Here is a 23,485-nt window from a genome sequence, read left to right as displayed (position 1 = left end):
GGCCCGGAGACTGGATCCAGTCTCCGGGCCTTCGGCGTTCCGCCCTCGGGTCACCGCATGCGGCCGAGGCGCTCCCGGAGGCGGCGGGCGTCCCGCAGCCGCTGCTCGTACGTCGCCCCGACGGCCAGGAGCAGCAGACCGGCCAGCGCGGGCGGCAGCCAGCGGGGGAGGGCGCCGACGGCCTGCACGACGTACGGGGCCAGCTCGTGCAGCCCGTCGAGGGCGAGGACCGCTCCGCCGAGCACCAGCAGCGCCTGGAGCCGGAACCGGGCGCCCAGCAGGGTCACCACCAGCGCGGCGGCACCGAGGAGCAGCGGGCGCGGCCAGTCCGGGTCCACCCAGGCCGCGAGCAGGCTCGGCACGAGCGTGGCCGCGAGGCCGGGGCCGTACGCCACCCAGGACGAGGCCTCCGGGTCACGCCGCCGCCGCAGCATGCCGACCACGAGGGCGGGCACGGTGACGGGCAGTGTGTACGCCTCCGGGGTCGTCACGTCCCAGACGGCCAGCCGCACCCAGGTCGCGAGCAGGAACAGCGCCCCTGCCGTCCACGAGGCGAACGGACGCCGCTCGGGCCGGACGGCCGTGGCGGCGGCGATCACGCCGGTCAGGGCGAGGACGAGCGCGAGGACGGCGGGCCTGGGTACGGCCGTGCTGATCGCGAGCACGCCCACGGCCGCGCCGGTGACTTCCACGGGCGCCGCGACCGGGTGGCGCCGCAGGCGCGCTCCGGCCAGGGCGGTCGCCGCCGGGATCAGGAGCAGGGCCAGGGCGGTGCGGTGGCCCGGGAGCTCCGCGGCCGCGGCCCCGGCACCCACGAGCCCGGCCGCCACGACGACCGCCGCGCAGGCGGCCACGCTCCGCCGCGCGCCATCCGCGAGGAACGCGCCCGCGAGGAAGAGCCCGAACAGCACCCCGAGCGCGGTGAACGTGGCCCCGCGCGTGTCCAGGGCCGCCGCGACCGCGCTCACCGCGGACGCGAGCCCACACCCGAACGCACTCCACCCGAGGACCTCCCGGGGCGGCACGGGGACGGCGGCAGCCGCCACGGAGCCGACGGGGCCCCACCCGGGCCAGTGCCCGCCGGGACGGGCCGCCCCGGCATCCGAATCCCGCTGCCCGGCAGTGTCGGCGCCCGGCCGGCCCGCGCCGGACTCCGGCCGCGCGCCGCGCGGACCGGCGGTGCCGGAGTCAGGAGACGTCGCCTCTCGCATCGGCTCCTCGGCCTCCGCCGCAGGATCCGCCCCGGGGCGGGGCCCGGTGCCCGGGCCGGTGCGGCCGACGACCTCCGCCGCGGAGCCGGGTGCGGGTGCGTCCGTGATCCGGCCGTCAGGCTCGGTGGTACCGGAACCCGGGAGCGGCCTGACAGCCTCGGCGCCGGGGCGGCTCGCCTCGGCGGCGGGCCGCGCCGAGCCACCGGACCGGGCGCCGCCGCCGACCGCCCGGTCCCCGTCTGCCACGGGCGCGGCGGCGGCCCCGGCGGGAACATGGAGGCCCCGCGTCAGCAGCCCGGGGCGCGCCGCGAGGAGCAGGGCCGCTGTTGTCGTCAGGAGCTGGAGCGTCAGCGTCGGCGCGTAGGGGAGCTCCAGCGAGAGCGGGAGGGACGTGAGGGTCGCCCAGGTCAGGAGCAGCGCGGCGCAGCGGGACCAGAGGCGGGGCAGGGCCGCCAGGGCCGTCGCCGCGACGAGCAGGACCAGCGGGGCCGTCGACGGGTACGAGGGGAGGACGGGGGCTGTGTGGCTGCCCGACCAGACCGGGGTGGTCCGGGCCAGGGGGGACAGCAGCGCTGCCACCACCGGCGGGAGCGCCCACGCCACGCCCAGGGCGAGTACCCCGGCGCCCCCGCCCGCCAGACCCGTCCGTACCGCGCGCGGGGCCGGCGACCGCAGGGCCGCCGTCAGGGCCACCGCGCACAGCACGTACCCCGGGACCTCCCAGTCGCCCGGCAGCACCGGGCGCAGCACGCCGCCCGCCGCCGCGACCACCGCGAGACCCGCCACCACCGATGCGGCCACCGCCGCCCGGGCCACCCTCCACGCCACGTACAGCGCCACCGCCGCGCAGGCGAGCAGCAGCGCGGCCGCCGGGAGCGCCGAGGAGAGCGACAGCCGGCCGCCCGTGAGCAGCGCCCAGCCGCCCAGGACACCGGCCGCCACGGCCGCCGTGCCCCGTACCGCCGTCGGCTTCGCCCACAGCACCACCGCCAGGTCCATCACCGCCGTCGCCAGCGCGGCCCAGCCAAGAGCCAGCGCGCTGCCGTCCGCGGCCAGGACGCCCAGCGGCAGGGGGAGTTGAGCCGTCACGACCGCCACCGGCAGCGGAGTCCGCAGCCGCCCGAGCGCCGCGCCGTACGCCGTCCACGCGCCCGCGAGCACCGCCGAGGCCACGGCCGTGAACGCCAGGCCGTCCGTGTCCGGCAGAGCCACCCGGTGCAGCGCGTACGCGTCGAGGACCATCAGCACCAGGCCGAGGGTCGCGACCGCCTCCGCCGTCGAGCCGAGACCCCGGCGCAGCAGCACCGCCGGCACCGCCAGCGCCGCGGACGTCACCACGCCCAGGACGGCCGCGCGGCCGCCGATCCCCATCGAACCCCAGCTGACCAGCGTGAAGGCGAGCGCGGCGATCGTCAGCAGCACGCCGCCGAGGGTGAGCAGCACGTTCTGCGCGCTGCGTGGTGTCGAGTCGCCCACCGGGCGGCCGCTCGCGGGCCCCGCCGCCGGGGACGCCGCCGGCGCCTGCAGGATCCGCAGCAGCCAGGCCCGCCGGGCCAGCAACTGGGACCTGCGCGCATCGAGTCGGGCCAGCTCGCGATCGACGAGCACGAGTTCGTCGGCGGGTGGCAGAGGAGTGTCCATGCCCGGAGTGTGCTCCGGGCCACACCCCGGAACCATGCGCGCGGGTACTCATCTCCGCGCCTGAGTACGTACACACTGGGGGCATGGACTGGTGCCGCTACCGCTTCCGCAGCGTCTGGCAGTTGGCCGCTCCGCCCGACGCCGTCTTCGCCGTGCTCGAACGCGGCGAGGAGTACCCGCAGTGGTGGCCCCAGGTCCGCGAGGTCGTCCCCGTCGACGATGCCAGCGGCACTGCCCGGTTCCGCTCGTTCCTCCCGTTCGACCTCGTCGTCACCGTCACGACCCGGCGCCACGACCCGGTCGCCCGCGTCCTGGAGGCCGCCCTCAGCGGCGATCTGGAGGGATGGGCGCGCTGGACCCTGACCTCCCGCGGCCCGGGAACCCGCGCGGTCTATGAGCAGGAGGTCGAGGTGACCAGCCCGCTCATGCGCCGGCTCGCGGTCCTCGCCAGGCCACTGTTGCGCGCCAACCACGCCCTGATGATGCGCGCCGGACGACGAGGACTGGCCGCCCACCTGCGCGCGGTTTGAACGAAGCCCGCGGAAACCTGTATGGTTCAACCCGTTCCCGGGCGATTAGCTCAGCGGGAGAGCACTTCGTTCACACCGAAGGGGTCACTGGTTCGATCCCAGTATCGCCCACCGGGAGAGGCCGGTCCGTCGAAAGACGGACCGGCCTTCCGCATTCCCGGCCCTACGCCGCCGTCCGCAGCTCCGGACGCAGCGGCCACGCCGGATCCACCGTCTCCAGCGTCCCGTTGCGCGTGAACCACGCCTGCAGGCCCCGGGCCTGCGCCGCGTGCCACACCGCCTGCAAGGTGTGCAGCTCGGCCGGCGACAGCCGTTCGAGCCGGGACGCGAAACGCCGCGCCACCGCCCGTACGACATCCAGCGCGGCCGTCGCGTCCGCCGCCGCGTCGTGCGCGCCGTCAAGCTCCACGCCGTACTGCGCGCACAGATCCGTCAGCGTCCGGCGGCCCTTGCGATAGCGGTCCAGGTGCTTGTCGAGCACGCGCGGATCCAGCACGCACAGCGGCGCGTTCTCCAGATAGCGGCCCAGCGACGAGGCGCGGTGGCGGCGCAGCTCGCGGTCCAGGATCGTCAGATCGAAGGGTGCGTTCATCACCACCAGCGGCCGGCCCGCCGCGCACTGCTCGGCCAGCGCCCGCCCCAACTCCTCCATCACAGGCGCGGGCCAGCGCCCGTTCCGCCGCAGATGATCGTCCGTCAGACCATGGACCTCCGTGGCCGCGGGGGGCACCGGAATCCCCGGGTTGACCAGCCAGCGTGTGACCCGCGGACGCCCGCCGGCCGTGTCCTGGACGACGAGCGCGGCCGAGACGATCCGGTCCTGCTCGACGTCAACTCCCGTGGTTTCCGTGTCGAATGCGGCCAGGGGCCCCTCATACCAGTGCGTCATCCCCGAACTCCTCGCACACTTGCGGCAGATGGCGATCCCCCTGCCCGAACCGGTGATACCCGGGCTGTTTGTCCCGTACGCGGACCGGTGACAACACAGATGACGGGGAAGGGAATTGACATGGCGCTCGCCCAGCCCGAATCGGGAGGGCTGCCGCCTCAGCGGGCAGCACCGTTGCGCGGCTCACTCGCCACCACCGCCTGCATGGAGACGCTCCAGGTGGGATATCTGCATGCGGTCGCGGCGGCGGCGGGCTGTTCGCTGTCGCAGCCGTTTCCGGACAACGGCATCGACTGGCACGTGAGCCACAGCGCTCCCGGCCATACCGTCGACGACGAAGTGACCATAAAGGTGCAGCTCAAGTGCACCTACCAGCTACCGCCGCGGCCGCCGGGCCCCGCGTTCTCCTTCACCCTGGACAACGACCATCTGGTGAAGCTGGCGCGGACCCCGGTCTCGGTGCACAAGATCCTGGTCGTGATGATCGTGCCGCGTGACCGGGAGGACTGGCTGCGGGCCGGGCACGACCGACTGGACCTGCGGCACTGCTGCTACTGGATCAACCTGGCCGGCCACCCGGTGACGGGGCGGCGGCGGACGACCGTGCGTGTACCGACGGCGCGGATCTTCGACGACCGGGCTCTGTGCGAGATCATGACCCGGGTCGGCGTGGGAGGGAGACCTTGATGCACCGGCCGATCGGCGAACCGGAGGGCGGGGCCGGCTACGGCCCCGTTCTTCCACCGTTCCGACCCCATCCCACTCCCGGCGAGCTCCCCGGCGGCCCCTGGGTCGACGCCGGGGGCTCGCCCGACCCCGGGCGCGTCGACCCGCTGGTCCTCGGCGCGCTGCTCGCCCGCCACGGCTGGCGGCGGCGCGGCGGGGCCGCGGGGCGCTACAGCCGCTGGACGCCGCCCGGCCCGGGCGGCTCCTCGGGCCCCACGAGTCTTCTGGTGCCCGAGAGCCGCGCGTTCCCGGACTGCGAGGACCTGCTCGGCGAGGCGCTCACCGCGCTCCAGCACAGTGCGGCGCCGTCCGCCAAGGAGGTCCTGGTCGGGCTTACCGTGCCCAGCGACGAGATCCGCTGGTGGCGCGACGTGCCGCCGGGGCCCGCGGGCACGGTTCCGTGGACCGTCCAGGAACAGCTCAGATCGGCGGCCCGGCAGCTGCTGCTCGCGGGCGCGCTGGCCGTCCGCGGGCGGGCCGGTTACTACGGCGCCCGGCACCGCCGCCAGGCGCAGGCGTCCCTGGAGGCGGTGGTCGTGGGGGCGGCACCTGGCGGGCGCGGCCTGACCGCGTTCGTCCCCGTCGACCCGGGCCGGGCCATCGCCGTACGGCTGTACCACGCGCTGTACGCGGCGCGGGAGGCCGCCGACTACCAGCGGGCGACGGGCGGGATGGAGGCCTTCGACGCGGCGGTCGAGGCGGGGGTGAGCCGCGAGCTGACCGAGGCGCTGGTCGCCCTGGTGCGGGGCACCGAGGGTGCGCGGATCGCGCTGGAGTGGGCGCCCGCCGCCGGGACGCCGGCGGGGTGCGCGCCCCGTCCTGAACCCGTCGAGTTCTCCGCGGGCGACCTGCCGGCCCTGCGCGAGGCCGGTGCGCGCTATCTGACCGACGAGCCGTCCGTACCGGTACGGATCACGGGCGCCGTGGTCCGCATGCGCCGCTCGGGCCCGCGCGGCGAGGGAACCGTACGGCTGCGGGTCCTGGGCGGGGCGGAGGTGCCGCACGTCCGGGTGACCCTGGACGAGGAGTCGTACCGCACGGCAGGCCACGCGCATCTGGTCGGGCTGCCGATCCGGGTCGTGGGCCGCCTGGAGAGCCGGGGCGGCTTCCGGCGCCTGACGGACGCGTCGGGGGTCGTACCGGTCCAGGTGGACGAGGCGGAACGCGACCGCCTGATGAAGTCGCTCCACGAGAACCTCGACTTCTTCGAGGAGGCCTGCGGCCCGGGGGAGTGACCGATGGCATGACCGGTGCCCCCGGTGCCCCGTCGGCAACGGTGCCCTGATGGGCCCGGCGAGTGAGCCGAAGGGCGCGGCCGGGGGAACAGCCCCGAGCGCGCGCAGCCCCCGAGGAACGAGGGGGCGAGCACGTACGGGGCTGTGAGCCCGGCTCGAAGCGCCCGGAGGCGAACCGAGCCCTTTAAGATTGGCCCGACGCGGCACCTCGTCTCTGCCGCGCGACCGTCGGCGTCGGCACTTCGTGTCTGCCCACGCCCCTATGGAAAGAGCACCCGTGTCTGATGTCCGTGTGACCGTCCAGTCCGCCTCAGGAGCCGAGGAGCGGGCGGTGAGCGCGGGCACGACCGCCGGCGCGCTGTTCTCCGACGACCGGGCCGTGATCGCCGCCCGCGTCGGCGGCGAGCTGAAGGACCTCACCTACGTCGTCGCCGAGGGCGACGTCGTCGAGCCCGTCGAGATCTCCTCCCCGGACGGTCTCGACATCCTGCGCCACTCCACCGCGCACGTCATGGCCCAGGCCGTGCAGGAGCTCTTCCCCGAGGCCAAGCTGGGCATCGGCCCGCCGGTCCGGGACGGCTTCTACTACGACTTCGACGTCGAGAAGCCGTTCACCCCCGAGGATCTCAAGTCCATCGAGAAGAAGATGCAGGAGATCCAGAAGCGCGGCCAGCGCTTCTCCCGCCGGGTGGTGACCGACGAGGCCGCCCGCGAGGAGCTGGCGGACGAGCCGTACAAGCTGGAGCTCATCGGCATCAAGGGCTCCGCGTCGACCGACGACGGTGCGAACGTCGAGGTGGGCGGCGGCGAGCTGACCATCTACGACAACCTGGACGCCAAGACCGGCGAGCTGTGCTGGAAGGACCTCTGCCGAGGCCCCCACCTGCCCACCACCCGGAACATCCCGGCGTTCAAGCTGATGCGCAACGCCGCCGCCTACTGGCGCGGCAGCGAGAAGAACCCGATGCTCCAGCGCATCTACGGCACCGCCTGGCCGTCGAAGGACGAGCTGAAGGCCCACCTCGACTTCCTCGCCGAGGCCGAGAAGCGCGACCACCGCAAGCTCGGCAACGAGCTGGACCTCTTCTCCGTCCCGGACGAGATCGGCTCCGGCCTTGCCGTCTTCCACCCCAAGGGCGGCATCATCCGCCGGGTCATGGAGGACTACTCGCGCAAGCGGCACGAGGAGGAGGGCTACGAGTTCGTCTACTCGCCGCACGCCACCAAGGGCAAGCTGTTCGAGAAGTCGGGCCACCTCGACTGGTACGCCGAGGGCATGTACCCCCCCATGCAGCTCGACGAGGGCGTGGACTACTACCTCAAGCCCATGAACTGCCCGATGCACAACCTGATCTTCGACGCGCGGGGCCGTTCCTACCGTGAACTGCCGCTGCGCCTCTTCGAGTTCGGCACCGTGTACCGGTACGAGAAGTCCGGCGTCGTGCACGGCCTGACCCGGGCCCGCGGCTTCACCCAGGACGACGCGCACATCTACTGCACCCGCGAGCAGATGGCGGACGAGCTCGACAAGACCCTCACCTTCGTCCTCAACCTGCTGCGCGACTACGGTCTGACCGACTTCTATCTGGAGCTGTCCACCAAGGACCCGGAGAAGTTCGTCGGCTCGGACGAGGTGTGGGAGGAGGCCACCGCCGTCCTCCAGCAGGTGGCCGAGAAGCAGGGCCTCCCGCTCACCCCCGACCCGGGCGGCGCCGCGTTCTACGGCCCGAAGATCTCCGTGCAGGCGCGCGACGCCATCGGCCGCACCTGGCAGATGTCGACCGTGCAGCTGGACTTCAACCTGCCGGAGCGCTTCGACCTGGAGTACACCGGCCCCGACGGCACCAAGCAGCGTCCGGTCATGATCCACCGCGCGCTGTTCGGCTCCATCGAGCGCTTCTTCGCCGTCCTCCTGGAGCACTACGCGGGCGCCATGCCGCCGTGGCTGGCCCCCGTCCAGGCGACCGGCATCCCGATCGGCGACGCCCACATCCCGTACCTCCAGGAGTTCGCCGCCAAGGCGAAGAAGCAGGGGCTGCGGGTCGAGGTCGACGCCTCCTCGGACCGGATGCAGAAGAAGATCCGCAACGCGCAGAAGCAGAAGGTCCCGTTCATGATCATCGCGGGTGACGAGGACATGGCCAACGGCGCCGTCTCCTTCCGCTACCGCGACGGTTCGCAGGAGAACGGCATCCCCGTCGACGAGGCCATCGCCAAGATCGCCAAGGTCGTCGAGGAGCGCGTCCAGGTCTGACCGGATGTGCTCAGGAGGCCCCCGGGGAATCCCCCGGGGGCCTCTTCTCGTCCTCCCGCGTGAAGGTCTGGATCAGCCAGGACGAGAAGGAACCCGTCACCGCGCCCAGGAGCGCCAGCCCGCACGCCATCAGACCCACCGCCGTCACCCGGCCGACAGGGGTCACCGGGGACACGTCTCCGTACCCCACCGTGGACAGCGTCGAGCAGGCCCACCAGACCGCGTCGCCGAAGGTACGGATCGAGGAGCCCGGGGCCCCGTACTCGTGGTGGTAGACGGTGAGCGCGCCCGCGAAGCCGAGCAGGCCCGCGGTGAGCGAGGAGTAGGCCATGACCCGGGCGTACAGGCCGAGCCGCGGCTCGTCGCGGCGGCGCTGCACCCGCTCGTAGACGTCCACCATCCGGAGCGGGCGCAGTAGCGGCAGCACCAGGACCACCGTGTCCAGCAGGTGGGAGCGCACGAAGCGCAGGAGTCCCAGGCCGCTCAGGCGCAGCCGTACCGCGTAGTCGGCGGCGAAGACCGCCCAGGCGGCGGCGGTCACCGCCAGCAGGACGCTGTGCCAGACCTGAGGAAGGCCACGGGCGAGGACATGGACCGCGTAGGCGGCGAGGAAGACCACCGAGGCCACCCCGAGCGGTACCTCCATCAGAAGGTCCCAGCGCTGCTGCCGACTCTCCGGTCGTTCGCTCATCCGATCAGCATCGCTGGCCTCGGGGATCCTCGCCCCGGCGACACGTTCCGAACGGGCGAAGCAATATGCTGCACAGCATGACGATTGAGCCGGAGCAGCAGATCGGAGTCGGGACGCAGGACGCGTTCCAGCGCCTGTGGACGCCTCACCGTATGGCGTACATCCAGGGCGAGAACAAGCCGACGGGGCCGGGGGCCGAGGACGGCTGTCCGTTCTGCACGATTCCGACGAAGTCGGACGAGGACGGCCTGGTGATAGCGCGGGGCGAGAAGGTGTACGCCGTGCTCAATCTCTACCCGTACAACGGCGGGCACCTGATGGTGGTCCCCTACCGCCATGTCGCCGACTACACGGATCTGGACGTGCCGGAGACGGCCGAGCTCGGTGAGTTCACCAAGCGGGCGATGATCGCGCTGCGGACCGCGTCCGGCGCGCACGGGTTCAACATCGGCATGAACCAGGGCACGGTCGCGGGCGCCGGCATCGCCGCCCATCTGCACCAGCACATCGTTCCCCGCTGGGGCGGCGACACCAACTTCATGCCGGTCGTCGGCCACACCAAGGTGCTGCCGCAGCTCCTCGCCGCCACCCGCGCGATGCTCGCCGACGCCTGGCCGGCCACCTCCGAGCTCGCCTAGAGCCTGATCGCCTAGAGCCTGATCGAAGAGACCCCTACGCGTCGTAGACGTCGGCCTTCTTCGGGCCCGGTTCCTGGATGGTCCCGCTCAGGATCAGCGAGCGGTTGGTGAAGCGCTCCGTGTCCACGCCGTGCTCGTCGAGCACCTTGATCGTCGCCGCGTGGACCGCGCGCATCACCGGCGTCGCGGCGCGGATCGCGTCGTCGGCCATGAAGCGGTGCCGCCAGGGCTGTGCGGCCCAGGCGTGACGCAGGCCGAACGGCTCGGGCAGGACGAGCTTGCCGCCGAGGAAGTCCAGGATCGGCGGGAACCAGGTCAGCGGGGCGCGGACGGCCTTGCGGACGATCTCGTCCGTGTCCAGGAGCGGCAGCTGGATCTCCCGGGTCTCCCAGAAGCGGACCGTCTTGGAGACCTCCTTCGTCTTCGCCTTGGGCTTGGTGGTGAAGAGCGAGTGGACCGGGCCGAGCGCGTGCCCGGTGACCTCCACGCGCAGCGTGTGGTGCAGCGAGGTCACCGTGATCATCATCGTGAGGACGAGCTGCCCGTCCCAGAGCGTGAACTGCACACCGAGGTAGTGCCGGTTGCCGCTGCCGAACTGCTGGCTGTTGCAGATGCGCTGTATCTCGTGCGGCTTGACCTGGAAGTGGACGATGTTGTCGCCCTCGGGCCTGGCGACCTCGTCGGCGCCCTCGCCGACCGGGGAGACGATCCAGTGCTTGACGGTCGGCTTGGGGAAGCCGGTCTTCAGGGAGCCCCGTTCCAGCATCGCGAGCTGGTCATGGATCTTCCGTACGACGTCCCAGGCGCGGAAGTCGTGGATCTCGCGCCCCTCCTGGGGGACGAGCTCCTCGGCGAGTGTCCAGCTGCCCCAGCGGGTGCCCATGCCCAGTATTCCCTTGGGTCCCGCGTAGAAGACGATGTTGGACTGCTGCTCCGCGCTGAGCTTCTCCAGGTTCTGGCGCAGGTCCTCGGCGGACTTCTCGGCCGGGTCCTGGGGGACCGCCTCGGGAATCTTGGCCCCGATGCCCCCGCCGCTCAGGAGCGCGGTCCAGCGCTCCCGCAGGTCCTTGGCCGTGGACTCGCAGATCCGCTTGGCGAGGAACCAGCCGACGACCGGTGCGACGATCATGGCCCGCAGATAGACCGACAGGACACCGTCGATCGGCAGCTTGATCAGGACGACGACCGCGAGCAGGCCCGCGCCGACCAGGATCGCCGTGCCCACGGCGCTCGTGCGCTTGTTCTCCGTGCCGGCGACCAGGCGGCGCAGCTGGATGACGCCGAGCCAGAGCAGCAGGCCGGGCAGGAAGAGCACACCGAAGACGAACGTGACCAGGGTCAGCCTGATGTCGCGCTGCCTGCGGATGCGGGTGGCGGCCAGGCAGTGCTCGACCACGGGCTGCGGCTCGGTGCCGAAGGACTGGATGAGCGCCTTGCGGGCGCCGCCGAGCATCCGCACCTGGACGGCACGGGAGAACGCCTCGCCCAGGTCGGGCCGGAACAGCTTCGCCCATCTGCCGTCGGTCACCTTGGACGTGTGCAAGTCGTTGTTGGCGTCCAGGATCGCTTCCACCGGGCTGTCGCGGTACGCGGCGGAGGCCAGGGCGTGCGTCGCCGCCGTCTGTCCGTCCGAGCCCTGCAGGGGAACCTGCGCCCCGGGTCCGAAACTGCCGATCGTCACTGATGCCCCCATCGCCGCGTGCCGCGTGGTTCACCGCGTATCCCTCTGCGGCCTGTTCCCGACTACCGCGCCCCGCACACCTGCTGAGCTGGGCACCACAGCGTAACCGGGTACCGGCGGATGCGTCACGGGTCGGCCGAATGCCGCCCGCCGGAGGGGAGTTGGACGGGCGGCATTCGGCCGTCGTGGCGCGACCGGGAGCGGCTAGGAACCCTTCTCCGCCTGCTCCCGGATCTTGTCGGCGAGTTGAGGCGGCATCGGTTCGTGACGGGCGTACGAGCGGTCGAAGCGGCCCGTTCCGTGCGAGACCTGGCGGAGGTCGACCGCGTACCGGCCGATCTCGATCTCCGGGACTTCGGCGCGCACCAACGTCCGTCCAGGACCGGCCTGTTCGGTGCCGACGACCCGGCCGCGGCGCCCGGACAGATCGCTCATCACCGGACCCACGTACTCGTCGGGGACAAGGACCTGGACGTCCGCGACCGGCTCCAGGAGCCGGATGCTCGCCTCGGCCGCCGCCTCGCGCAGGGCCAGGGCGCCCGCGGTCTGGAAGGCGGCGTCGGAGGAGTCGACCGAGTGGGCCTTGCCGTCCCGCAGCGTGATCCGGACGTCGACCAGCGGATATCCGGCGGCGACCCCGCGCGCCGCCTGCGCCCGTACACCCTTCTCCACGGAGGGGATGAACTGGCGCGGAACCGCCCCGCCGACCACCTTGTCGACGAACTCGACCCCGCTGCCCGGCGGCAGGGGCTCGACGTCGATCTCGCAGATCGCGTACTGGCCGTGGCCACCGGACTGTTTGACGTGCCGGCCCCGCCCGCCCGACGGCTCGCCGAAGGTCTCGCGGAGCGCCACCTTGTGCGGGACCGCGTCGACCTGCACCCCGTACCGGCTGCGCAGCCGTTCCAGCGCCACATCCATATGGGCCTCACCCAGACACCACAGGACGACCTGGTGGGTGTCCTGGTTCTGCTCCAGGCGCATCGTCGGGTCCTCGGCGACGAGGCGGGCCAGACCCTGCGAGAGACGGTCCTCGTCGGCCTTGCTGTGCGCCTCGATCGCGAGCGGGAGCAGCGGGTCGGGCATCGTCCAGGGCTCCATCAGGAGCGGGTCGTCCTTGCTGGAGAGGGTGTCGCCGGTCTCCGCCCGGGCGAGCTTGGCGACACAGGCGAGGTCGCCCGCGATGCACTGGTTCAGCTGGCGCTGCTGTTTGCCGAAGGGGGCGGTCAGCGCGCCGACCCGCTCGTCGACATCGTGGTCCTCGTGGCCCCGGTCGGTCAGCCCGTGCCCCGAGACATGGACGGTCTCGTCCGGTCGCAGGGTGCCGGAGAAGACCCGGACCAGCGAGATCCGGCCGACATAGGGGTCGGAGGCGGTCTTGACGACCTCGGCGACGAGCGGCCCCTCGGGGTCGCAGGTGACCGCGGGCCGCGGGACGCCGTCGGGCGTGGTCACCGCGGGGGCCTCGCGCTCCAGCGGGGTCGGGAACCCGCGGGTGATCAGCTCCAGGAGCTCCACGGTGCCGAGCCCCTCCTTCCCGCCGTCCGTGGCGGGCGCCGCGGCGAGCACCGGATGGAAGGCGCCGCGGGCGACGGCGGTCTCCAGATCGTCGATCAGAGACTTGATGTCGATGTCCTCTCCGCCGAGATAGCGGTCCATGAGGGTCTCGTCCTCGCTCTCGGCGATGATCCCCTCGATCAGCCGGCTGCGGGCCTCGGCGATCAGCGGCCGCTGGGCGTCGTCCGGCGGATTCTCCCGCCGTACCCCCGCGGAGTAGTCGAAGATCCGCTCCGAGAGCAGCCCGACCAGACCGGTGGCCTGCGCGTGCCCGTCCGGCGCCTCGGGGCCGTACAGCGGCAGGTAGAGGGGGAGTACGGCGTCGGGGTCGTCGCCGCCGAACATCGAGGAGCAGACGGCGGTCAGCTCCTCGAAGCCGGTGCGGGCGGTGTCCAGGTGGGTGACGACGATGGCGCGGGGCATGCCGACGGCCGCGCACTCCTCCCACACCATGCGGGTCGACCCGGCGATGGCGTCGGCCTCCTGGGCGGCCGAGACGACGAAGAGGGCCGCGTCCGCAGCGCGCAGACCGGCCCTCAGCTCCCCGACGAAGTCGGCGTATCCGGGTGTGTCGAGGAGATTGATCTTGTACCCGTCCCATTCGAGCGGGACGAGGGAGAGCTGTACGGAACGCTGCTGGCGGTGCTCGATCTCGTCGTAGTCGGAGAGCGTCGCGCCGTCCTCGACGCGCCCGGCCCGGTTGATCGCCCCGGCGGCCAGCGCCAGAGCCTCGACGAGTGTCGTCTTTCCCGATCCGCTGTGGCCGACCAGCACCACGTTCCGTACGGCCGAGGGCCGGTCGGCCGTTGGAGCCCTGCCGGCGGCTCCGGAGTGTGCATTCGCCTTGTCGCCCATGATGGTCCTCCCGATCGCTTGCACCGCCGGCTCGCACGGTGCGGCGGGACGCGGGCGCAGGGGGAGACGCTGGGCAGCTCCGGAGGTGCCCGCGGTTGTCCTTCGAGCTTTGCACCGACGTCATGGTGCGTCCATACGTCGTACGCGACGCGGCGGGCGGGTGCCCGTCGGTCCGGCGGGATCCTGCCTGGCTACGATGGGCTGGCCGGTGGTCGTAGGGGCCGCCCGGCGCACCGAACCTCGGGAAGGCCATGCTGAACAAGTACGCGCGTGCATTTTTTACGCGTGTCCTCACACCGTTCGCCGCGTTTCTGCTCCGCCGGGGTGTCAGCCCCGACGCGGTCACGCTCGTCGGCACGGCCGGAGTGATGGCGGGAGCCCTGGTCTTCTTCCCCCGGGGAGAGTTCTTCTGGGGCACGATCGTCATCACCCTCTTCGTCTTCTCCGACCTCGTCGACGGCAACATGGCCCGGCAGGCGGGGATCTCCAGCCGCTGGGGAGCGTTCCTCGACTCGACCCTCGACCGGGTCGCCGACGGCGCCATCTTCGGTGGCTTCGCGCTCTGGTACGCGGGTACTGGCAACGACAACGTGCTGTGCGCGGTCTCGATCTTCTGCCTGGCCAGCGGTCAGGTCGTCTCGTACACCAAGGCGCGCGGTGAATCGATCGGCCTGCCGGTCGCCGTCAACGGCCTGGTGGAACGGGCCGAGCGGCTCGTGATCTCGCTGGTCGCGGCGGGCCTCGCCGGACTCCACGCCTTCGGTGTGCCGGGCATCGACGTCCTGCTGCCGATCGCGCTGTGGATCGTGGCGGTGGGCAGCGCGGTGACCCTCGGCCAGCGGGTGGTCACGGTACGACGGGAATCGGCGGAGGCCGACGCGGACGCGGACACATCCGGCGCGCGGGGGAACGAGGCGACGTCATGAGCGGGATGAGGGACCGGCTGACCGACACGCTGTACGGGCTCGGCTGGGCGACGGTCAAGAAACTGCCGGAGCCGGTGGCCGCCGGGCTCGGGCGACGGATCGCCGACACCGCCTGGAAGCGGCGCGGCAAGAGCGTGCTGCGTCTTGAGTCCAACCTCGCGCGCGTGGTGCCCGATGCCACGCCGGCGCGGCTCGCAGAGCTGTCGAAGGCCGGCATGCGCTCGTACATGCGGTACTGGATGGAGTCCTTCCGGCTGCCGACCTGGAGCAAGGAACGGGTCGAAAGCGGCTTCGACATCAAGGACATCCACCTTCTGACGGACGGGCTCGCCTCCGGCCGCGGCGTCATACTCGCGCTGCCGCACCTGGCCAACTGGGACCTCGCGGGCGTGTGGGTGACCCGCTCGCTGGGCGTGCCGTTCACCACGGTCGCGGAGCGGCTCAAGCCGGAGACGCTGTACGACCGCTTCGTCGCCTACCGCGAGTCGCTGGGCATGGAGGTCCTGCCGCACTCCGGAGGCACCGCCTTCGGGACGCTCGCGCGGCGGCTGCGCGACGGTGGCCTGATCTGTCTGGTCGCCGACCGCGATCTGTCGGCCTCCGGCACCGAGGTCGCCTTCTTCGGGGAGACGGCCCGGATGCCGGCCGGTCCCGCGCTGCTCGCCCAGCAGACGGGCGCGCTGCTGCTGCCGGTGACGCTCTGGTACGACGACACCCCGGTGATGAAGGGGCGGGTGCACCCGCCCATCGACGTACCCGAGTCAGGTACGCGGGCCGAGAAGACGTCCGTGATGACACAGGCGCTGGCCGATGCCTTCGCCGGCGGTATCGCGGAGCACCCGGAGGACTGGCACATGCTGCAGCGACTGTGGCTGAAGGACCTGGAGGAGCGCGAGCCGCTCGGCGAGGAGCGGCCGTCGTGAGAATCGGGATCGTCTGCCCGTACTCCTGGGACGTGCCGGGCGGCGTCCAGTTCCACATCCGGGACCTGGCCGAGCATCTGATCAGGCTCGGGCACTCGGTGTCCGTCCTGGCCCCGGCCGACGACGAGACGCCGCTGCCGCCGTACGTCGTCTCGGCGGGGCGCGCCGTGCCGGTGCCGTACAACGGCTCCGTGGCCCGGCTGAACTTCGGCTTCCTCTCGGCGGCCCGGGTACGGCGCTGGCTGCACGACGGCACCTTCGACGTCATCCACATCCACGAGCCGGCCTCGCCCTCGCTGGGCCTGCTGAGCTGCTGGGCGGCGCAGGGGCCGATCGTCGCGACCTTCCACACCTCGAACCCGCGCTCGCGGGCGATGATCGCCGCGTACCCGATCCTGCAGCCCGCGCTGGAGAAGATCAGCGCGCGGATCGCGGTGAGCGAGTACGCGCGGCGGACCCTGGTCGAGCACCTGGGCGGCGACGCGGTCGTCATCCCCAACGGTGTCGACGTCGACTTCTTCGCGCGGGCCGAGCCGCGGAAGGAGTGGCAGGGGCAGACCCTCGGCTTCATCGGACGGATCGACGAGCCGCGGAAGGGCCTCCCGGTCCTGATGAAGGCCCTGCCGAAGATCCTCGCGGAGCGGCCGGAGACGCGGCTCCTCGTCGCCGGGCGCGGCGACGAGGAGGAGGCCGTCGCCTCCCTGCCGCGCGAGATGCGGGAGCGGGTCGAGTTCCTCGGGATGGTCAGCGACGAGGACAAGGCGCGGCTGCTGCGCAGCGTCGACCTCTACGTGGCGCCGAACACGGGCGGCGAGAGCTTCGGCATCATCCTGGTCGAGGCGCTGTCGGCGGGCGCGCCGGTCCTCGCCGCGGACCTCGACGCCTTCGCCCAGGTCCTCGACCAGGGCGCGGCGGGCGAGCTCTTCGCCAACGAGGACGCGGACGCCCTGGCGGACGCGGCGATCCGTCTCCTCGGGGACGAGGTCAGGCGCAAGGAGCTGCGCAGGCGCGGCAGCGCGCATGTGCGGCGCTTCGACTGGTCGACGGTGGGCGCGGACATCCTCGCGGTCTACGAAACGGTGACGGACGGCGCGGCCTCGGTCGCCACGGACGAACGCGTGGGCCTGCGCGCGAGGTTGGGCCTGGCGTCCCGGGACTGACGGGCCCTCGGACGGGCGGCGGCCCGGGCTCCGACGGGTGGGCACAACCCACGGGGGGTGCCCGTCAAGGTCGTTCAAGCCGTAGGCTTGGGGGCCCGTACCGCGCGGCCCCTGGGGGCACCCCCGGCGCCCGTGGGGGAGGGGCCTGCCGCCGCGACGGTAGCCTGTGCGCCCGTGACCGTAACCCTGATCTGGACCGTCGTCGCGCTGATCGCGATCGGCCTGTACCTCAGCTGGACCGCCGGCCGGCTCGACCGGCTGCACTCGCGGATCGACGCGGCCCGCGCCGCCCTCGACGCCCAGCTGCTGCGCCGCGCCTCGGTCGCCCAGGAGCTGGCCACGTCCGGAGTGCTCGACCCGGCCGCCTCGATCGTGCTCTACGAGGCCGCGCACGCCGCCCGGCAGGCCGAGGAGGACCACCGCGAGGTCGCCGAGAGCGAGCTGAGCCAGGCGCTGCGGGCCGTCTTCGGCGAACCCGAGCAGGTCGGGGCGGTACGGGAGGCCCCCGGCGGCGAGGAGGCCGCGGGCGAGCTCGCGGCGGCCGTCCGCCGCGTACCGATGGCCCGCAGGTTCCACAACGACGCCGTACGCGCCGCACGGGCGCTCCGCCGCCACCGCACGGTCCGCTGGTTCCGCCTCGCGGGCCACGCCCCGTTCCCCCTGGCCTTCGAAATGGACGACGAACCGCCCGTCGCCCTTGCCGATCGACCGGTCTGACCCTCGTAGCCTGCGAAAACAACGAAAACGATCCACCGGCTACACATTGGCCCTTGCTGTGGACTGGTGGTGGCCTGTTTCCTCACTGTTGTCTCAACACCGCTTTCACGAGTGAGGTCTCTGTGTCCACCACGCTTCCCAACAGCAACCAGTCCCCCGAGACCGGCACCGCGCGCGTCAAGCGCGGCATGGCCGAGCAGCTCAAGGGCGGCGTGATCATGGACGTGGTCAACGCCGAGCAGGCGAAGATCGCCGAGGATGCCGGCGCCGTCGCCGTCATGGCGCTGGAGCGGGTCCCCGCCGACATCCGCAAGGACGGCGGCGTGGCCCGGATGTCCGACCCGAACATGATCGAGGAGATCATCGGCGCGGTCTCCATCCCGGTCATGGCCAAGTCCCGCATCGGCCACTTCGTCGAGGCCCAGGTCCTGCAGTCCCTCGGCGTCGACTACATCGACGAGTCCGAGGTCCTCACCCCGGCCGACGAGGTCAACCACTCCGACAAGTGGGCCTTCACCACCCCCTTCGTCTGTGGCGCCACCAACCTGGGCGAGGCCCTGCGCCGCATCGCCGAGGGCGCGGCCATGATCCGTTCCAAGGGCGAGGCCGGCACCGGCAACGTCGTGGAGGCGGTCCGCCACCTGCGCCAGATCAAGAACGAGATCGCCCGCCTGCGCGGCTACGACAACAACGAGCTGTTCGCCGCCGCCAAGGAGCTGCGCGCCCCGTACGAGCTCGTCAAGGAGGTCGCCGAGCTCGGCAAGCTGCCGGTCGTGCTGTTCTCCGCCGGTGGTGTCGCCACCCCCGCCGACGCCGCGCTGATGCGCCAGCTCGGCGCCGAGGGCGTCTTCGTCGGCTCCGGCATCTTCAAGTCGGGCGACCCGGCCAAGCGCGCCGCCGCCATCGTGAAGGCCACCACCTTCTACGACGACCCGAAGATCATCGCGGACGCCTCCCGCAACCTCGGCGAGGCCATGGTCGGCATCAACTGCGACACCCTCCCCGAGTCCGAGCGCTACGCCAACCGCGGCTGGTAAGCACCCATGACCACACCCGTGATCGGTGTCCTGGCTCTCCAGGGCGACGTACGGGAGCACCTGATCGCCCTGGCCGCGGCTGACGCCGTGGCCAGGCCGGTCCGGCGCCCCGAGGAACTCGCCGAGGTCGACGGTCTCGTCATACCCGGCGGAGAGTCCACCACCATCTCCAAGCTGGCCGAGCTCTTCGGCCTGATGCAGCCGCTGCGCGAGCGCATCGCCGCGGGCCTTCCGGTCTACGGCACCTGCGCCGGCCTGATCATGCTCGCCGACAAGATCCTCGACCCGCGCTCGGGCCAGGAGACCTTCGGCGGCATCGACATGATCGTCCGCCGCAACGCCTTCGGGCGGCAGAACGAGTCCTTCGAGGCCGGTGTCACGGTCCGCGGCATCGAGGACGGATCCGTCGAGGGCGTCTTCATCCGCGCCCCCTGGGTCGAGTCCGTCGGCGCCGAGGTCGAGGTCCTCGCCGAGCACGGGGGCCACATCGTGGCCGTACGGCAGGGTCAGGCCCTGGCGACCTCGTTCCATCCCGAGCTCACCGGCGATCACCGTATCCACGCCCTGTTCGTCGACATGGTGCGCGACGCGCGGTGACGACGTCCCGGTAGGATCTCTGGGGTTCGTTCAGAAATTGGTTACGCGAAGGAGACAGGCAGATGTCCGGCCACTCTAAATGGGCTACGACGAAGCACAAGAAGGCCGTGATCGACGCCAAGCGCGGCAAGCTCTTCGCGAAGCTGATCAAGAACATCGAGGTCGCCGCCCGGACCGGCGGCGCCGACCTGGACGGTAACCCGACCCTCTTCGACGCCGTGCAGAAGGCGAAGAAGAGCTCGGTCCCGAACAAGAACATCGACTCGGCGATCAAGCGCGGCGGCGGCCTCGAGGCCGGCGGCGTCGACTACGACACGATCATGTACGAGGGCTACGGCCCGAACGGCGTCGCGGTGCTCATCGAGTGCCTCACCGACAACCGCAACCGCGCCGCCTCCGACGTGCGCGTCGCCATGACCCGTAACGGCGGCTCCATGGCCGACCCGGGCTCGGTCTCGTACCTGTTCAACCGCAAGGGCGTCGTCGTGCTGCCCAAGGGCGGGCTCTCCGAGGACGACGTCCTCGGCGCCGTCCTCGACGCGGGCGCCGAGGAGGTCAACGACCTCGGCGAGAACTTCGAGGTCATCAGCGAGGCCACCGACCTGGTCGCGGTCCGCACCGCCCTCCAGGAGGCCGGCATCGACTACGACTCGGCCGAGGCCAGCTTCGTCCCGACCATGCAGGTCGAGCTGGACGAGGAGGGCGCGCGCAAGATCTTCAAGCTGATCGACGCGCTGGAGGACAGCGACGACGTGCAGAACGTCTTCGCCAACTTCGACGTCAGCGACGAGGTCATGGAGAAGGTCGACGCCTGATCGCGGTCGTTTCCACGGCGGGTCGACGGGGACACACCCCGTCGGCCCGCCGTCGTTGTCAGCGGTCCCGTTTAGCCTGAGGCCGCAACCATCAATTGAGGAACCACGATGGCGAGTACCACGTCCGCGAGAGCGGCGGCGGTTTAGCCGCAAAGAGGGGAGGGGTGGGTGTGCGCGTTCTCGGGGTGGACCCGGGGCTGACCCGGTGCGGTGTCGGCGTCGTGGACGGGGTGGCCGGCCGGCCGCTGACCATGCTTGGCGTCGGCGTGGTCCGCACCGCCGCCGATGCGGACATCGGCATGCGCCTGGTCGGCATCGAGCGCGGCATAGAGGAGTGGCTCGACCGCTTCTCACCCGAACTCGTCGCCGTGGAGCGGGTGTTCAGCCAGCACAACGTACGTACGGTCATGGGCACCGCGCAGGCCAGTGCCGTCGCCATGCTCTGCGCCTCACGCCGCGGCATCCCCGTCGCCCTGCACACCCCCAGCGAGGTCAAGGCCGCCGTCACCGGCAGCGGACGGGCCGACAAGGACCAGGTCGGAGCCATGGTGACCCGGCTGCTCCGGCTCTCCGCCCCGCCCAAGCCGGCCGACGCCGCGGACGCCCTCGCCCTGGCCATCTGTCACATCTGGCGGGCCCCGGCCCAGAACCGCCTCCAGCAGGCCGTTGCCGCGCATCACGCAACTCACGCATCGAAAGGCCGTTCCGCATGATCGCCTTCGTCAGCGGCCCGGTCGCCGCGCTCGCCCCCACCACCGCGGTCGTCGAGGTCGGCGGCGTCGGCATGGCCGTCCAGTGCACGCCCCACACCATCGCAGGGCTGAGGATCGGTCAGGAGGCGCGCCTGGCCACGTCCCTGGTGGTCCGTGAGGACTCCCTGACCCTGTACGGCTTCGCCGACGACGACGAGCGCCAGGTCTTCGAGCTGCTCCAGACCGCGAGCGGCGTCGGCCCGAGGCTGGCCCAGGCCATGCTCGGCGTGCACTCCCCGGACGCGCTGCGCCTCGCCGTCTCCACGGGTGACGAGAAGGCGCTGACCGCCGTTCCGGGCATTGGCAAGAAGGGCGCGCAGAAGCTCCTCCTCGAACTGAAGGACAAGCTGGGCGCGCCTCTGGGCAGCAGCGGTCTCGTGGGCGCCCAGCGCACGGTGGCCTCCGGCCCGGCGCCGTGGACGGAGCAGCTGTCCGCGGCGCTGATCGGGCTGGGGTACGCGTCGCGGGAGGCGGAGGAGGCGGTCTCGGCGGTCGCGCCCCAGGCCGAGGCCGCGATCGCCTCCGGCGGGGCGGCCCCGGTGCCTCAGCTCCTGCGCGCCGCGCTCCAGACCCTGAACCGAGCCAGATAGCCCTGCGGGGCTTGTTCCCCACCCCGCCCCTTCCCGAACTGGGGCTCCGCCCCAGACCCCGCGCCTCAATCGCCGGCGAGGCTGAAGTTCCGCCCGCCGGGCGGAACTTCAGCCCGTCCGGCGATTGAGGACACGGCCGAAGGCCGTACGGGGGCCTGGGGGCTTGCCCCCAGTTCGGGAAGGGGCGGGGTGGGGAAAGGGCCCGCCGCAGGCGCCCCCGACCCGCACCGCTCCGCTTCGCACCGCACCGCACCACACCAGAAGGCAGAACACCGTGAACTGGGACGACGAAACCGCACCGGCAGCCGATGACCGCATCGTCGGCTCGGCCGCCGACGGCGACGATCAGGCCGTCGAAGCGGCCCTCCGCCCCAAGGACCTCAGCGAGTTCGTCGGCCAGGAGAAGGTCCGCCAGCAGCTCGACCTCGTCCTCAAGGCCGCCCGCCAGCGCGGTGCCACCGCCGACCACGTCCTGCTCTCCGGCGCGCCCGGCCTCGGCAAGACCACCCTCTCGATGATCATCGCGGCCGAGATGAACGCCCCGATCCGGATCACCTCCGGCCCCGCCATCCAGCACGCCGGCGACCTGGCCGCGATCCTCTCCTCCCTCCAGGAGGGCGAGATCCTCTTCCTCGACGAGATCCACCGGATGTCCCGCCCCGCCGAGGAGATGCTCTACATGGCGATGGAGGACTTCCGCGTCGACGTCATCGTCGGCAAGGGCCCCGGCGCCACCGCCATCCCCCTGGAGCTGCCGCCCTTCACTCTGGTCGGCGCCACCACCCGGGCCGGACTCCTGCCGCCCCCGCTGCGCGACCGCTTCGGCTTCACCGGCCACATGGAGTTCTACGACCCCGCCGAGCTCCAGCGGGTCATCCACCGCTCGGCCGGGCTCCTCGACGTCGAGATCGACACCGCCGGAGCCGCCGAGATCGCCGGCCGCTCCCGCGGCACCCCCCGCATCGCCAACCGCCTCCTGCGCCGCGTGCGCGACTACGCCCAGGTCAGGGCCGACGGCGTGATCAACCGCGAGATCTCCGCCGCCGCCCTCAGGGTGTACGAGGTGGACAGTCGCGGCCTCGACAGGCTCGACCGGGCCGTCCTGGAGGCCCTGCTCAAGCTCTTCGGCGGCGGGCCCGTCGGCCTGTCGACCCTCGCGGTCGCGGTGGGGGAGGAGCGGGAGACCGTCGAGGAGGTCGCCGAACCCTTCCTCGTACGAGAAGGACTCCTGGCGCGTACGCCCCGTGGTCGCGTCGCCACGCCCGCCGCATGGACCCACCTCGGACTCGTTCCGCCGCAGGCAGCGGCCCCGGGCGCGCCAGGAAGCGGACAACAAGGGCTCTTCGGGGCGTGACCGTGTCGTGACGGCGCGGAGACTCGTCGGACGCGGAACCAGGGTGCGATGCTGGACGTTGTTCCATCGATGCGGACTCGCCTAGACTCCGCCGATGCCGACCTTTCTGGTCGGCACGCCCACCCCCGAAGATCAGGCCGCGGGTTCTCCGCGTCCGTGCGAAGGAAACCCGTCCCGTGAGTATCGTGACCCTCCTCCCCTTCATCGTCCTCATCGGGGCCATGTTCCTGATGACCCGCTCTGCGAAGAAGAAGCAGCAGGCGGCCGCGCAGATGCGCGACGAGATGCAGCCCGGCACCGGCGTGCGCACGATCGGGGGGATGTACGCCACCGTCAAGGAGATCGCCGACGAGACCGTCCTCCTCGAGGTCGCGCCCGGCGTCCACGCCGTCTACGCGAAGAACGCGATCGGCGCGGTCCTCCCGGACGACGAGTACAACCGCATCGTCCACGGTGACGAGCCGGACGCCGAGACCGTCGTCCCGGACGACGCCTCCTCGCTGACCGAGCCGGCCGAGGCCGAGGCTTCGGACGAGGTCGTCGAGGACACCAAGCCCGATCTGACCAAGAAGGCCGAGGCCGTCGAGGCCGACGCCGAGGTCGAGGTCGAGAAGGACGGCAAGGCCGACGGCGAGACCGAGGCGAAGTAGTCGCGACCGGGGACCGCGGAACGCCCACCGGCGTCCGCGGTCCCCGGCACGATTCC

The 23,485-nt window shown here is 72.0% G+C and carries 21 protein-coding genes and 1 tRNA gene; 17 read left to right on the top strand and 5 right to left on the bottom strand.

Annotated elements, in window-relative coordinates:
* Positions 1-50: 50 nt before the first annotated feature.
* On the bottom strand, positions 51-2,852 hold the full coding sequence (locus ACZ4VI_RS09910; RefSeq protein WP_467998339.1) for an SCO7613 C-terminal domain-containing membrane protein: 2,802 nt from the start codon (positions 2,850-2,852) through the stop codon (positions 51-53).
* 83 nt (positions 2,853-2,935) lie between these two features.
* On the opposite strand from ACZ4VI_RS09910, the gene ACZ4VI_RS09905 reads away from it, so the two are divergent.
* Positions 2,936-3,382: an SRPBCC family protein gene (locus tag ACZ4VI_RS09905; protein ID WP_467998337.1), complete on the top strand. Its 447-nt coding sequence runs from the start codon at positions 2,936-2,938 to the stop codon at positions 3,380-3,382.
* 39 nt (positions 3,383-3,421) lie between these two features.
* Positions 3,422-3,493 (top strand) — tRNA-Val (locus tag ACZ4VI_RS09900).
* Positions 3,494-3,545: 52 nt separating this feature from the next.
* On the opposite strand, the gene ACZ4VI_RS09895 is transcribed toward ACZ4VI_RS09900, so the two are convergent.
* The gene (locus ACZ4VI_RS09895; RefSeq protein ID WP_467998335.1) at positions 3,546-4,271 is read right to left on the bottom strand and encodes an exonuclease domain-containing protein; all 726 of its coding nucleotides are present in this window, start codon (positions 4,269-4,271) and stop codon (positions 3,546-3,548) included.
* Between the two features lie 120 nt (positions 4,272-4,391).
* Between ACZ4VI_RS09895 and ACZ4VI_RS09890 the strand changes: the two genes are divergently transcribed.
* The 3 genes from ACZ4VI_RS09890 (at position 4,392) to thrS (ending at position 8,486) form a co-directional block, all read left to right on the top strand.
* Positions 4,392-4,958 (top strand): DUF4365 domain-containing protein, encoded by a 567-nt coding sequence (locus ACZ4VI_RS09890; protein ID WP_260230370.1) that lies wholly within the window; start codon positions 4,392-4,394, stop codon positions 4,956-4,958.
* Entirely contained in the window at positions 4,958-6,232 is a 1,275-nt protein-coding gene (locus ACZ4VI_RS09885) for a hypothetical protein (protein ID WP_467998333.1), read from the top strand. The genes ACZ4VI_RS09890 and ACZ4VI_RS09885 overlap by 1 nt, the downstream gene beginning before the upstream one ends.
* 277 nt (positions 6,233-6,509) lie before the next feature.
* A complete protein-coding gene (gene thrS, locus ACZ4VI_RS09880) occupies positions 6,510-8,486 on the top strand; it encodes a threonine--tRNA ligase (protein WP_467998331.1) in 1,977 nt (658 codons plus the stop codon).
* Positions 8,487-8,496: 10 nt separating this feature from the next.
* Here thrS and ACZ4VI_RS09875 read toward each other — a convergent pair whose 3' ends face one another.
* Complete coding sequence (locus ACZ4VI_RS09875; RefSeq protein WP_467998330.1) at positions 8,497-9,177, bottom strand: potassium channel family protein; 681 nt, start codon at positions 9,175-9,177, stop codon at positions 8,497-8,499.
* A gap of 65 nt (positions 9,178-9,242) precedes the next feature.
* Between ACZ4VI_RS09875 and ACZ4VI_RS09870 the strand changes: the two genes are divergently transcribed.
* Positions 9,243-9,815 carry an HIT family protein gene (locus tag ACZ4VI_RS09870; RefSeq protein WP_467998328.1) on the top strand — a complete coding sequence of 191 codons (573 nt, stop codon included), beginning with the start codon at positions 9,243-9,245 and terminating at the stop codon, positions 9,813-9,815.
* 34 nt (positions 9,816-9,849) lie between these two features.
* On the opposite strand, the gene ACZ4VI_RS09865 is transcribed toward ACZ4VI_RS09870, so the two are convergent.
* Together ACZ4VI_RS09865 and ACZ4VI_RS09860 are read right to left on the bottom strand one after the other, a co-directional pair.
* On the bottom strand, positions 9,850-11,508 hold the full coding sequence (locus tag ACZ4VI_RS09865; protein ID WP_467998326.1) for a hypothetical protein: 1,659 nt from the start codon (positions 11,506-11,508) through the stop codon (positions 9,850-9,852).
* A 192-nt stretch (positions 11,509-11,700) separates the two neighbouring features.
* Positions 11,701-13,908 (bottom strand): elongation factor G-like protein EF-G2, encoded by a 2,208-nt coding sequence (locus tag ACZ4VI_RS09860; protein WP_467998324.1) that lies wholly within the window; start codon positions 13,906-13,908, stop codon positions 11,701-11,703.
* A gap of 251 nt (positions 13,909-14,159) precedes the next feature.
* Here ACZ4VI_RS09860 and pgsA point away from each other — a divergent pair, with 251 nt between their 5' ends.
* The 11 genes from pgsA (at position 14,160) to yajC (ending at position 23,429) form a co-directional block, all read left to right on the top strand.
* The gene (gene pgsA, locus ACZ4VI_RS09855; RefSeq protein WP_467998322.1) at positions 14,160-14,834 is read left to right on the top strand and encodes a phosphatidylinositol phosphate synthase; all 675 of its coding nucleotides are present in this window, start codon (positions 14,160-14,162) and stop codon (positions 14,832-14,834) included.
* Positions 14,831-15,757: a phosphatidylinositol mannoside acyltransferase gene (locus ACZ4VI_RS09850; protein ID WP_467998320.1), complete on the top strand. Its 927-nt coding sequence runs from the start codon at positions 14,831-14,833 to the stop codon at positions 15,755-15,757. Before pgsA ends, ACZ4VI_RS09850 begins: the two co-directional genes overlap by 4 nt.
* Complete coding sequence (locus ACZ4VI_RS09845) at positions 15,754-16,917, top strand: glycosyltransferase family 4 protein (RefSeq protein ID WP_467998318.1); 1,164 nt, start codon at positions 15,754-15,756, stop codon at positions 16,915-16,917. Before ACZ4VI_RS09850 ends, ACZ4VI_RS09845 begins: the two co-directional genes overlap by 4 nt.
* 174 nt (positions 16,918-17,091) lie before the next feature.
* Entirely contained in the window at positions 17,092-17,634 is a 543-nt protein-coding gene (locus ACZ4VI_RS09840; RefSeq protein ID WP_467998316.1) for a LemA family protein, read from the top strand.
* A 188-nt stretch (positions 17,635-17,822) separates the two neighbouring features.
* Complete coding sequence (gene pdxS, locus ACZ4VI_RS09835; RefSeq protein WP_467998823.1) at positions 17,823-18,671, top strand: pyridoxal 5'-phosphate synthase lyase subunit PdxS; 849 nt, start codon at positions 17,823-17,825, stop codon at positions 18,669-18,671.
* Positions 18,672-18,677: 6 nt separating this feature from the next.
* A complete protein-coding gene (gene pdxT, locus ACZ4VI_RS09830) occupies positions 18,678-19,268 on the top strand; it encodes a pyridoxal 5'-phosphate synthase glutaminase subunit PdxT (protein WP_467998315.1) in 591 nt (196 codons plus the stop codon).
* A 62-nt stretch (positions 19,269-19,330) separates the two neighbouring features.
* Positions 19,331-20,083 carry a YebC/PmpR family DNA-binding transcriptional regulator gene (locus ACZ4VI_RS09825; RefSeq protein ID WP_467998313.1) on the top strand — a complete coding sequence of 251 codons (753 nt, stop codon included), beginning with the start codon at positions 19,331-19,333 and terminating at the stop codon, positions 20,081-20,083.
* A 170-nt stretch (positions 20,084-20,253) separates the two neighbouring features.
* Positions 20,254-20,796 (top strand): crossover junction endodeoxyribonuclease RuvC, encoded by a 543-nt coding sequence (gene ruvC, locus ACZ4VI_RS09820; RefSeq protein ID WP_467998311.1) that lies wholly within the window; start codon positions 20,254-20,256, stop codon positions 20,794-20,796.
* Positions 20,793-21,425, top strand: coding sequence for a Holliday junction branch migration protein RuvA (gene ruvA, locus ACZ4VI_RS09815; RefSeq protein WP_467998309.1), 633 nt, complete (start codon positions 20,793-20,795; stop codon positions 21,423-21,425). The genes ruvC and ruvA overlap by 4 nt, the downstream gene beginning before the upstream one ends.
* 274 nt (positions 21,426-21,699) lie before the next feature.
* Positions 21,700-22,779, top strand: a complete 1,080-nt coding sequence (ruvB, locus tag ACZ4VI_RS09810) for a Holliday junction branch migration DNA helicase RuvB (RefSeq protein ID WP_467998307.1) — start codon at positions 21,700-21,702, stop codon at positions 22,777-22,779.
* Between the two features lie 176 nt (positions 22,780-22,955).
* Positions 22,956-23,429, top strand: coding sequence for a preprotein translocase subunit YajC (yajC, locus tag ACZ4VI_RS09805; RefSeq protein ID WP_467998305.1), 474 nt, complete (start codon positions 22,956-22,958; stop codon positions 23,427-23,429).
* The last annotated feature ends 56 nt before the right edge of the window (positions 23,430-23,485 follow it).

The organism is Streptomyces sp. NPDC029169, from assembly GCF_055563935.1.
This window is presented reverse-complemented; position numbering and strand designations above follow the sequence as displayed.

Coding starts and splice junctions, on each gene's coding strand:
- ACZ4VI_RS09910 (WP_467998339.1), bottom strand. CDS start 2,852: ATGGACACTCCTCTGCCACCCGCCGACGAACTCGTGCTCGTCGATCGC.
- ACZ4VI_RS09905 (WP_467998337.1), top strand. CDS start 2,936: ATGGACTGGTGCCGCTACCGCTTCCGCAGCGTCTGGCAGTTGGCCGCT.
- ACZ4VI_RS09895 (WP_467998335.1), bottom strand. CDS start 4,271: ATGACGCACTGGTATGAGGGGCCCCTGGCCGCATTCGACACGGAAACC.
- ACZ4VI_RS09890 (WP_260230370.1), top strand. CDS start 4,392: ATGGCGCTCGCCCAGCCCGAATCGGGAGGGCTGCCGCCTCAGCGGGCA.
- ACZ4VI_RS09885 (WP_467998333.1), top strand. CDS start 4,958: ATGCACCGGCCGATCGGCGAACCGGAGGGCGGGGCCGGCTACGGCCCC.
- ACZ4VI_RS09875 (WP_467998330.1), bottom strand. CDS start 9,177: ATGAGCGAACGACCGGAGAGTCGGCAGCAGCGCTGGGACCTTCTGATG.
- ACZ4VI_RS09870 (WP_467998328.1), top strand. CDS start 9,243: ATGCTGCACAGCATGACGATTGAGCCGGAGCAGCAGATCGGAGTCGGG.
- ACZ4VI_RS09865 (WP_467998326.1), bottom strand. CDS start 11,508: ATGGGGGCATCAGTGACGATCGGCAGTTTCGGACCCGGGGCGCAGGTT.
- ACZ4VI_RS09860 (WP_467998324.1), bottom strand. CDS start 13,908: ATGGGCGACAAGGCGAATGCACACTCCGGAGCCGCCGGCAGGGCTCCA.
- pgsA (WP_467998322.1), top strand. CDS start 14,160: ATGCTGAACAAGTACGCGCGTGCATTTTTTACGCGTGTCCTCACACCG.
- ACZ4VI_RS09850 (WP_467998320.1), top strand. CDS start 14,831: ATGAGCGGGATGAGGGACCGGCTGACCGACACGCTGTACGGGCTCGGC.
- pdxS (WP_467998823.1), top strand. CDS start 17,823: ATGGCCGAGCAGCTCAAGGGCGGCGTGATCATGGACGTGGTCAACGCC.
- pdxT (WP_467998315.1), top strand. CDS start 18,678: ATGACCACACCCGTGATCGGTGTCCTGGCTCTCCAGGGCGACGTACGG.
- ACZ4VI_RS09825 (WP_467998313.1), top strand. CDS start 19,331: ATGTCCGGCCACTCTAAATGGGCTACGACGAAGCACAAGAAGGCCGTG.
- ruvA (WP_467998309.1), top strand. CDS start 20,793: ATGATCGCCTTCGTCAGCGGCCCGGTCGCCGCGCTCGCCCCCACCACC.